The organism is Sphingomonas sp., from assembly GCF_031380695.1.
Classification (GTDB): Bacteria; Pseudomonadota; Alphaproteobacteria; order Sphingomonadales; family Sphingomonadaceae; genus Sphingomicrobium.
Map to the genome: position 1 here is coordinate 1 of NZ_JANMWY010000143.1, position 8,240 is coordinate 8,240.

The 8,240-nt window shown below is 65.3% G+C and carries 11 protein-coding genes; 1 reads left to right on the plus strand and 10 read right to left on the minus strand.

The features are described 5' to 3' along the window. From RMN84_RS05295 to RMN84_RS05335, 9 genes are all read right to left on the minus strand, one after another. Window positions 1–763: aminotransferase class I/II-fold pyridoxal phosphate-dependent enzyme (locus RMN84_RS05295; protein ID WP_309611155.1), on the minus strand; the 763-nt coding region annotated here is incomplete at its 3' end. Further along, window positions 760–999, minus strand: coding sequence for an acyl carrier protein (locus tag RMN84_RS05300; RefSeq protein WP_309611156.1), 240 nt, complete (start codon window positions 997–999; stop codon window positions 760–762). The genes RMN84_RS05300 and RMN84_RS05295, both read right to left, overlap by 4 nt. Window positions 1,000–1,060: 61 nt before the next feature. After that, complete coding sequence (locus tag RMN84_RS05305) at window positions 1,061–1,981, minus strand: NAD(P)H-binding protein (protein ID WP_309611157.1); 921 nt, start codon at window positions 1,979–1,981, stop codon at window positions 1,061–1,063. A 13-nt stretch (window positions 1,982–1,994) separates the two neighbouring features. Then, on the minus strand, window positions 1,995–3,041 hold the full coding sequence (gene obgE, locus RMN84_RS05310; protein ID WP_309611158.1) for a GTPase ObgE: 1,047 nt from the start codon (window positions 3,039–3,041) through the stop codon (window positions 1,995–1,997). A gap of 302 nt (window positions 3,042–3,343) precedes the next feature. Continuing rightward, window positions 3,344–3,784 (minus strand): hypothetical protein, encoded by a 441-nt coding sequence (locus RMN84_RS05315; RefSeq protein WP_309611159.1) that lies wholly within the window; start codon window positions 3,782–3,784, stop codon window positions 3,344–3,346. Further along, the gene (locus RMN84_RS05320) at window positions 3,781–4,608 is read right to left on the minus strand and encodes an FAD:protein FMN transferase (RefSeq protein WP_309611160.1); all 828 of its coding nucleotides are present in this window, start codon (window positions 4,606–4,608) and stop codon (window positions 3,781–3,783) included. Before RMN84_RS05320 ends, RMN84_RS05315 begins: the two co-directional genes overlap by 4 nt. 4 nt (window positions 4,609–4,612) lie before the next feature. Next, on the minus strand, window positions 4,613–5,167 hold the full coding sequence (locus RMN84_RS05325) for an FMN-binding protein (RefSeq protein ID WP_309611161.1): 555 nt from the start codon (window positions 5,165–5,167) through the stop codon (window positions 4,613–4,615). After that, window positions 5,168–6,022: a DUF6662 family protein gene (locus tag RMN84_RS05330; RefSeq protein WP_309611162.1), complete on the minus strand. Its 855-nt coding sequence runs from the start codon at window positions 6,020–6,022 to the stop codon at window positions 5,168–5,170. 173 nt (window positions 6,023–6,195) lie between these two features. Further along, window positions 6,196–6,759 (minus strand): TetR/AcrR family transcriptional regulator, encoded by a 564-nt coding sequence (locus tag RMN84_RS05335; RefSeq protein ID WP_309611163.1) that lies wholly within the window; start codon window positions 6,757–6,759, stop codon window positions 6,196–6,198. 201 nt (window positions 6,760–6,960) lie between these two features. On the opposite strand from RMN84_RS05335, the gene RMN84_RS05340 reads away from it, so the two are divergent. Beyond that, window positions 6,961–7,845 carry a metal-dependent hydrolase gene (locus RMN84_RS05340; protein WP_309611164.1) on the plus strand — a complete coding sequence of 295 codons (885 nt, stop codon included), beginning with the start codon at window positions 6,961–6,963 and terminating at the stop codon, window positions 7,843–7,845. A 12-nt stretch (window positions 7,846–7,857) separates the two neighbouring features. Here the strand turns inward: RMN84_RS05340 and RMN84_RS05345 are convergent. Continuing rightward, the coding region (locus RMN84_RS05345) for a GNAT family N-acetyltransferase (protein WP_309611165.1) at window positions 7,858–8,240 on the minus strand (383 nt) is incomplete at its 5' end.

An 8,240-nucleotide genomic window follows, 5' to 3' on the forward strand; every position in this document is an offset into this window, starting at 1 on the left:
CGCAGAAGCCGCCAACCGTGCCGACCGACTTCGAGAAAGTGCCGATGATGAAGTCGACGTCGTCGATCACCCCCTGGGCTTCGGCGACGCCGCGGCCATTTGTCCCGATGAAACCCATCGAATGGGCTTCGTCGACCAGCACCATCGCGCCATTGGCCTTGGCGACGGCGACCATTTCCTTGAGCGGTGCAATGTCCCCGAGCATCGAATAGACGCCTTCGAGCACGACCAGCTTGCCCGCGCCTTCGGGGATTCGCTTCAGCCTTTTCTCCATCGCATCGATGTCGTTGTGGCGGAACGGCACGATGTTGGCATTGCCCAGCGCGCAGCCGTCGTAGATCGAGGCATGGCTGTCGATGTCGAGGACGATATAATCGTCCTTGCCGGCGATGGTCGAGATAATCCCGAGATTTGCCTGGTAACCGGTCGAGAAGACCATCGCATGGTCCATCGCGTAGAAGTCCTTGAGCGCTTCCTCGCAATCGCGATGCCCGGCATAAGTGCCGTTGAGCACGCGGCTTCCGGTCGTGCCGGAACCATAGTCGTCGAGCGCCTGCTTGCCCGCTTCGATCACGTCGGGGTCGAACGTCATGCCCATGTAGTTGTAGGTACCGAGCAGGATGGTGCGCTTGCCGTTGCAGATGGCGACGGTCGGGCTCTCGACCCGCTCCATGACCAGGTTGAACGGGTCGGTGATGCCGGTCGACAGCAATTGCTCGCGGGTGGCGATCAGCGGGTCGAATTTGTCGAACAGGTCGTTCATTTGGCTTGCAGCTCGCCGACCGCACTGACCAGTTGCCCGACGGTCTCTATCTCGGCCTGCTGGTTCATCGTGATGAGGATGTCGAACTCATCCTCAACGTTGGCGACGAAGTCGAGCACCGTCAGGCTGTCCCACTCGAGGTCCTGGGCGAAGAGGGTCGTGGCGGTGACGGCGACACCCTTCTGGTTGAACGGTTCGATCAGGCGGTGGACGATGTCGGAGATACTGTCGGTCATGCGCTCGCCTTAAGAAGGAGAGTGCCCCTTCGCAACGAAATGGGGCGGAGATGCGGCGGGATCAGAGCCACCCTTGGGCGCGGTACCCGGCGGCGGTGTCGGCGAGCCCTTCCACCGTGTCGATGCGCGGTTGCCACAGGCTTGGATCGACGTCGCGCGCCGGATCGACAACCCAGTCGGGGTGGCAGAAGTAAGCGACGCGGTCGGGGGTGAGTCTGGCGTTGCGGCCCCGGACGAAGCGGTCGGCGCGGGCGGCGAGGGCGAGCAGGGGTCGCGGGGTCGAGATGGGCAGGACCTTGCGGCCGACGGCTTTGCCGAGGAGGTGGGCGAACTCGGTGTGGGAATAGCCGCCGGGGTGTTCATCGTCGGGCTCGATCGTCAGGCCGCCCGGCGCGGCGGGGTCGGCGAGGGCGACGAGCAGGCGGGCCAGGTCGTCGACATGGATCAGCGACAGGCGGCCGGCGGGCGGGAGCAGGACGAACCCCTTCGCCGCCATGCGGAACAGGTCGAGCGTCTCGCGGTCGCCGGGGCCGTAGACGGCGGGCGGGCGGACGATCGCCCACGCCAGCTTCGATGCCGCGACCAGCTCTTCCGACTGCGCCTTCGATCTGCCGTAGAGTGACAGGCCGGGTTGGCGGGCAGCCAGTGACGAGACGTGGACGAAGCGTTTGACTTCGGCGCAGACGGCGGCGGCGCAGACGGCGGCGGCGAGGAGGGCGGCGGTGCCGGTGACGTTGCCCGCCTCGAACCCCGCTGCGTCGGGGGCGTTGAGGACTCCGGCGACGTGGATCACTGCGTCGGCGCCGGCAACCAGCGCAGCGAGGGCGGCGGGGTCGGCGAGGTCGCCGCCGATCCACTCGACGCAGGGGCGAGCAGGTTGCGGGCGGCGGGCGAGGGCGTTGACCATATGGCTAGCTTCCACCAACCGATCGAGCACATGGCCGCCGACGAAGCCGGTCGCGCCGGTCAGCGCGATCTTCATGCCAGCGCGATCCTCATGCCAGCGGGGACCAGGCCGCCTCGGGCTCCGCTTCCTCGGCCTCGGTCACGGCGCCCTGGCCGATCAGGGCGAACAGGCCTTCGAGCAGTTCCTCGACCCCGTCGCCGGTCGCGGCGGAGACGATGAACACGTCGCTCCCGCACGCCTTGGCGAGCTTCTTGCGGAGCTTCGCCAGCACCTTTGGATCGACTAGGTCGCAGCGGCTGAGCGCGACCAGTTCGAGCTTGTCCTCCAGCCCGGCGCCATAGGCATCGAGTTCGCCGCGTACGATCCGCCAGGCGTCTACTGGGTCCTCGCCCTCGGCATCGACGAGGTGGAGCAGGGCGCGGCAGCGCTCGACATGGCCGAGGAAGCGGTCGCCGATCCCGGCCCCTTCGGCGGCGCCCTCGATCAGACCGGGGATGTCGGCCAGCACGAACTCGCGCTGCTTCAAACTGACCACGCCCAGTTGCGGGCGGAGCGTGGTGAAGGGATATTCGCCGACCTTCGCCACGGCATTGGTGGTGCGGTTGAGCAGGGTCGACTTGCCGGCGTTGGGCAGGCCGACGATGCCGACATCGGCCATCAGCTTCAGTCGCAGCCAGACGTACATTTCCTCCGACGGCCAGCCGGTGCCATGCTGGCGCGGGGCGCGGTTGGTCGAGGTCTTATAGCTGGCATTGCCGCGCCCGCCGTCGCCGCCGCGCAGGAACAGGACGCGCTGCCCGACCTCGGTCAGGTCGGCGAGCAGCGAGCGCTCCTCGTCGTCGGCCAGCACCTGCGTGCCGACCGGGACCTGGATGACCAGATCCTCGCCACCCGCCCCGGTGCGGTTCTGCCCGGCCCCGCCCTTGCCGCGCGGCGCGCGGAAATGCTGGGTGTAGCGAAAATCGATCAGCGTGTTGAGCCCGGCCACCGCCTCGAAGATGATGTCGGCGCCCTTGCCGCCGTGGCCGCCGTTGGGCCCGCCGAACTCGGCGAACTTCTCGCGGCGGAAGCTGACCGCGCCGGGGCCGCCCGCGCCGGAACGGACGAAAATCTTGGCCTGGTCGAGAAAATGCATCCGCGCCCTGTAGGGGAAGGGCGCGAAAATCCCAAGGTCGGCCCTTTGATACCAGCCTTCGAATCGCTCAGTCTCTTGTCAGCATGAGCGGCACCCAGCGCGTCACCGCTGTCTCGCGAATGTGCCCAATACTCACGATAACGGGGTCGGCGAGGTCGGCTTGTTGCGGAGTTGGCTCCTCGTCGGGGCAGGCGAAAGCGACGAAAAATGGTCACATTCGACGATGCCCACCTGTTCTCGGCAAGGACTTCGTCGACCGTTCGCTAAACGAAAAACATTCGTTAGCACGTCAGGCCTTAGATTCATTCGAAGCGCCGACCACTGATTGCATGAAGCACAAGTGCGGGAAGCGCGGCTAGGCCGACGACCCAGTGGACGACGCTAGCCCAGTCGCGCAAAACCTCGTTGCCGACATAATAAAGGCCGAGCGCGGTGAGGGCGAGCACGATGCAGATAGATGCAAAGGTCATCCCACTCTTGCGATTGCGTCGGAGCGTCCAACCGAGCCCGATATGTACCGGAATTATCGTCCCGGCGACGATCAAGAAGGCATAAGCAGCGACGCCGTGGAGGATCAGCGTCGTGTGTTGGAGGGGATGGTGCTCGCTCCCATACTCACCGGCGATGTGCACCCACTTGTCGAAGATCAACCACCCTATCCCGCTGACGATCAGCAAGCCGCAGCTGATATAGACCGACCATTCCTGCCAGCGCGAAAGCCGGCTGGGACGTCGCGTATTCACGCCGCAAACGCCTGGGCGGCGATTGCTTCCATCGACCCATCGGCGCCGATCATGAAGGCCTCGGCGCCGGCGGTGCCAAGCCACCTGAGAACTTCGGGGGAGCCACTCCAAACTATCTTGGTCAGCGCATCAGCATCGCACGCAAGGGGCGCGCGCACGCTGACCGACCTCCAGCGCGAATCGTGACCCGGCAGATGATCGAATGCCAGCATGCCAGATTCGACGGGACGCCCGGCGCTTGTTGCCACCGCACCGTTGGTAAGGCCGACATGCGCAAACGGACGGCGGCTGGCCGGGTCGACCACCACCACTTCCCAAGCGTCGGCGCCATAGCCGCGCACGTCGCCGCCAGCGTTTACCAGTCCGTGCGCCGCTCCAGCCGCCTTGAGCGAATCGATCGCGCGGTCGACGGCGAAACCCTTGGCAATCCCGCCGAGGTCGAGGCATGCTGGCTGATCGAGCGATACCGCGCCGGCTGAAAGCCTGACAGAGGTCCAGTCGGTGGCCTCGGGAATGGGTTGATCGTGGTGACGTGGGAGCGCGCCGCCATCGAGCGCGGCGCGACCCGCGCGAACGGCGTCGAACCGTCCCGCGCTGGTACGCGACCAGTATAGCGCGCGTCCGATCACTTGGCCCGTCCAGCCGCTGACCTGAACTGGCACAAGATGCGCAAAGCGGTTGATCCGGCTGAGTTCGCTGTCCGGCTCGTGCGCGCTCATGAGGGTATGGACGCGTTCGATCGCGGCAAAGGCGACGTCGATCGCGCTTGAGTCATCGGCGTCTATTTCGACGAAGGTGCCGAGCAGCGGGCGGCAGCGCCTCACGAGGTCACACCTGCGCGTAAATAAGCGCGAAGGTCGCTAGCACGCGGCGGACTCCGTCGGTGACATGCCGTGACGACAGGGTCGCGCCCGAAATATTCTTGATGTCGCGGTCGAGTTGCAGCGCCGCCCCGGCGCGTTTGCCGACAAATTGCTGGCGCCATTTAAGGTTGCGTATCTCACCGCCGTACGTCTCGCGGTAATCGAGGATTTCGATCCCGCGCACCACGCCTGTCGGGTCGAGCGCGACTGCGTAGGTAATCAGCTCATGTTTACCGAGCACTTGATCCATGAACAGCCAGCCGAGACGCCCGCTTGGGCCGCGTGCTTCATAGGCACGCTGACTCGTCGTGCTGCCGGCCCGTGCCGCGCTCGCGATTGCCTTGCGCTGGGCGGCCGTCAACGTCAGCGACCGGTCGACAAACTCCGTCGCCGACGGGAATAGCTGCCTCTGCGCCTGTCCCAAGGTCAGATATTGGGTGGCGTACGCGGCCGTCGGCGCGCCCGCGGATAGCACGGCCACCGGCACCATCATCACCCAGGAGGGAAGGTTCGTGTTCATCTAGAAGTTATAGCCCAGCTTCAGCCGAATCTCGCGCTTTTCATAATCGGCAAGGTTGCGCGAACCGGAGCGCACCTTGGGACCCCCGTGAATTTGCGGCTGATAACTTAGAGTCGCCCACCATTTACGCGTCGCATAATGGATCGTGGGACCGGCGAAAAACGCATAGTCGGCGCGCTTGAACTCGTTCGGAAAATTCTCGTAGGCGGCGGTGTAGCGGCCCTCCGCGCCGAAGTGCAGGCCCGGCGCGACATTATAGGCGAGCCCGCTCGACAGCTCGAATTCAAGCTCCGATTCCCACTCGCCGCCGCCTTCATGCGCGAATTCCTGCTCGGCCGTGACGTTGCCGACCCAGATAAGCTTATCCTGCAAGAAGTTTTTCTGAAAAAGCAATTTCGTCTCGAGGCTGACCTGGTTTTCGCGCTTGCCCGACTTCTTGCCGTAGCGCGCAAAGCCGGGTTCGATATAAATCGCCACGCCGACGCCGTCCTTGTACGGGCTGGTGAAGGCATATTTGAACGATGCCTGCATCCCGTTCCAGGCAAAGTTGCGCTTCTCATCGTCGAGTTCTGGCACAAGCCCGTTGATGTGGTGCGAGATAAAATTCACATACACCGAGCTTTGCAAACGGTTCGAGAAGCCATGTTCAAGTTCGAACTTATAGTCCTGTGCGGCATAGCTTCCCACGCCCTTGCCACGTCGGTCGGTGGCCCACAGATAGGCCTCGGTTCCGCCTTTGGGGAGAGTCTCGCTGCCATAGCTGTAGGCAAAGATATTTTCGTCGGCATGAACTGGCGAAGCGAACCCCATGACTGCGGCTGGTAGTAAGGCGACGACATAGTTAGAGCGCTTCATTGAGCGACCCCTTCGAGTGGTTTGATAAAAACGGATCGTTAATGCGAATAGTTCTCATGTGCAAGTAAGGATTTGTCATGGCCATGCGAGGCCTGCCGCGGGAGCAAAGTTTCACTGATGGAGGCAGAGGAAAGGAGGGTCGAGCTGTAGGGGGCGATGAGCGCGATAACCCCTCACCCGATCAGTGCCGCGATCTGTGCCAACGCGATCTCCCTCACATCATCGACCCCGTCGCCCGTCGCCGCCGCGATCTCTTTCCCGACCAAGCTGTCGCCGATCGCCAGCAGGACCAGGCCGAGGATCACGCGGTCCATCGGGCGGGGGTCTCCCGCCGCGCGGAAATCGGCGAGGATGGCGGCGATGGTCTCCGTCACGGGGGCGAGCGCCTCGCGCTGGCGGGTAAGGGCGATCCAGCCGATCAGCTCGCCGACGCGATCGCGCGCGAAGCTGTCGAAGGTGGCATCGACGACGTCACGCGGGGTCGCCTCGCCGCGCCGGCGGCTGGCGATGGCGGCGGTGATCGAGGCCGACACGCGGCGCGCAATCTCCTCCGCCAGGGCGCGGTGGAGGCCGGCGGCGCTGCCGAAATGATGGAGCAGATTGGCGTGGGTGCGGCCGACGCGCTTGGCCACGGCCTTGAGCGTGATGGCGGCGGCGCCGTCCTCGATCAGCAGGCGGTGCGCGGCTTCGACGGCGGCGGCGCGGGCGTCTTCGGGGGAGAGGCGGCGGGGGGACATGGAGCCTCTTAGCGATTCCTCCCCTGCAAGGGGAGGGGGACCGCGCGAAGCGTGGTGGAGGGACGATCGGGCGGGGGTTTTATTCGTGTTGCGAGACCCGTCCTTCAGCCTGCGGCTGCCACCTCCCCGTGCCGGGGAGGAGCTATTGACATTATTGTCAGTAGTGGGCATCTTCGCAGCAACCTCATCAGGATGATCGCCATGAATGCGCCGACCCGGTTCGACAATGTTACCCCTGCCGACCTCAGCATCACGCCGCGCGACCGGCGGTTCGGGCGGGGCGAGGCGACGCCGCGGCTGTGGCATGGCGGACGGGTGGCCGACACCGCGATCTACAATGCGCTGTCGGCGACCTTCCCGATCGGCGAGGCATTCTTCGTCGAGAGCGTGCGGCAGTATCGCGATGGGGCGCCGGAGCCGCTGGTGAGTGAAATCCGCGCCTTTACCAAGCAGGAAGTGATCCACAGCCGCGAGCATCTGGCGTTCAACCGCCGGGCGGCGGATGCGGGCTATGATTTGAGCAAGCTGGAGGCGAAGGTCGCGGCGTGGCTGGTGCTGACGCGGGCACGGCCGCCGATCGTCAGCCTGGCGGCGACGATGGCGCTGGAGCATTTCACGGCAATCCTGGCACACGAGCTGCTGGCCGATCCGAGCCACCTCGCCGGGGCCGACGCGGCGACGGCGGCGCTGTGGAAGTGGCACGCGACCGAGGAGATCGAGCATAAGGGTGTCGCTTATGACACCTGGCTGCACGCGACCAAGACGTGGCCAAAGCGCAAACGGTGGGAGGTCAAGGCCAAGGTCATGCTGCTGGTAACGCGCAACTTCATCGTCGACCGGACGGCGGGGGCGATCGAGTTGATGCGGCAGGACGGGGTGACCGGGGTGCGGGCGTGGTCGGTGTTGTTGTGGACGATGTGGATGCGGCCGGGAATGATGCGCAAGATCTTCGCGGCGTGGGTTAAATTCTTCCTGCCCGGGTTCCATCCGTGGAACGAGGATGATCGCGCGTTGATCGCAAATTATGAGGGTCCGCCCGCGCTGGCCGGGGAGCGTGAGGCGCGAACGGACCCTCTGGCCGTCTGAGGCAGGACTTCCTCAGGCGGCGAGCGGCGCGGCGTCGGGGAGGACGTTCGCGCCAAGCTGAAGATTCATCAAGCGGGATGGGGCATCGCCGCCGCGCGCGCAGCTGTGGCGCGGAGCGAATAGGCCGGTGGCGGTGAAGCCGAGCTTCTCCAGCACCCGGCCCGAGGCGGGATTGTCAATAAAGTGCGAGGCGTCGAGCGCGCCCAGCTTGAGCGTGGTGGCGATATCGACCAGCGCGCGGCCGGCCTCGGTGGCATAGCCCCGACCCCAGTGCGCGCGGGCGATCCAATAACCGAGCTCGACCCGGCCCGACGCGCGGCGGGCAAGGCCGCAGGCGCCGACCAGGACGGGCGCGCCGTCAGTACGGGCGGTGATCAGGAACGACGGCAGCGCCG

Excerpts from the sequence above, each read along its gene's own strand:
- RMN84_RS05300 (WP_309611156.1), bottom strand. The coding sequence starts at position 999 with ATGACCGACAGTATCTCCGACATCGTCCACCGCCTGATCGAACCGTTC.
- RMN84_RS05305 (WP_309611157.1), bottom strand. The coding sequence starts at position 1,981 with ATGAAGATCGCGCTGACCGGCGCGACCGGCTTCGTCGGCGGCCATGTG.
- obgE (WP_309611158.1), bottom strand. The coding sequence starts at position 3,041 with ATGCATTTTCTCGACCAGGCCAAGATTTTCGTCCGTTCCGGCGCGGGC.
- RMN84_RS05325 (WP_309611161.1), bottom strand. The coding sequence starts at position 5,167 with ATGAACACGAACCTTCCCTCCTGGGTGATGATGGTGCCGGTGGCCGTG.
- RMN84_RS05330 (WP_309611162.1), bottom strand. The coding sequence starts at position 6,022 with ATGAAGCGCTCTAACTATGTCGTCGCCTTACTACCAGCCGCAGTCATG.
- RMN84_RS05335 (WP_309611163.1), bottom strand. The coding sequence starts at position 6,759 with ATGTCCCCCCGCCGCCTCTCCCCCGAAGACGCCCGCGCCGCCGCCGTC.
- RMN84_RS05340 (WP_309611164.1), top strand. The coding sequence starts at position 6,961 with ATGAATGCGCCGACCCGGTTCGACAATGTTACCCCTGCCGACCTCAGC.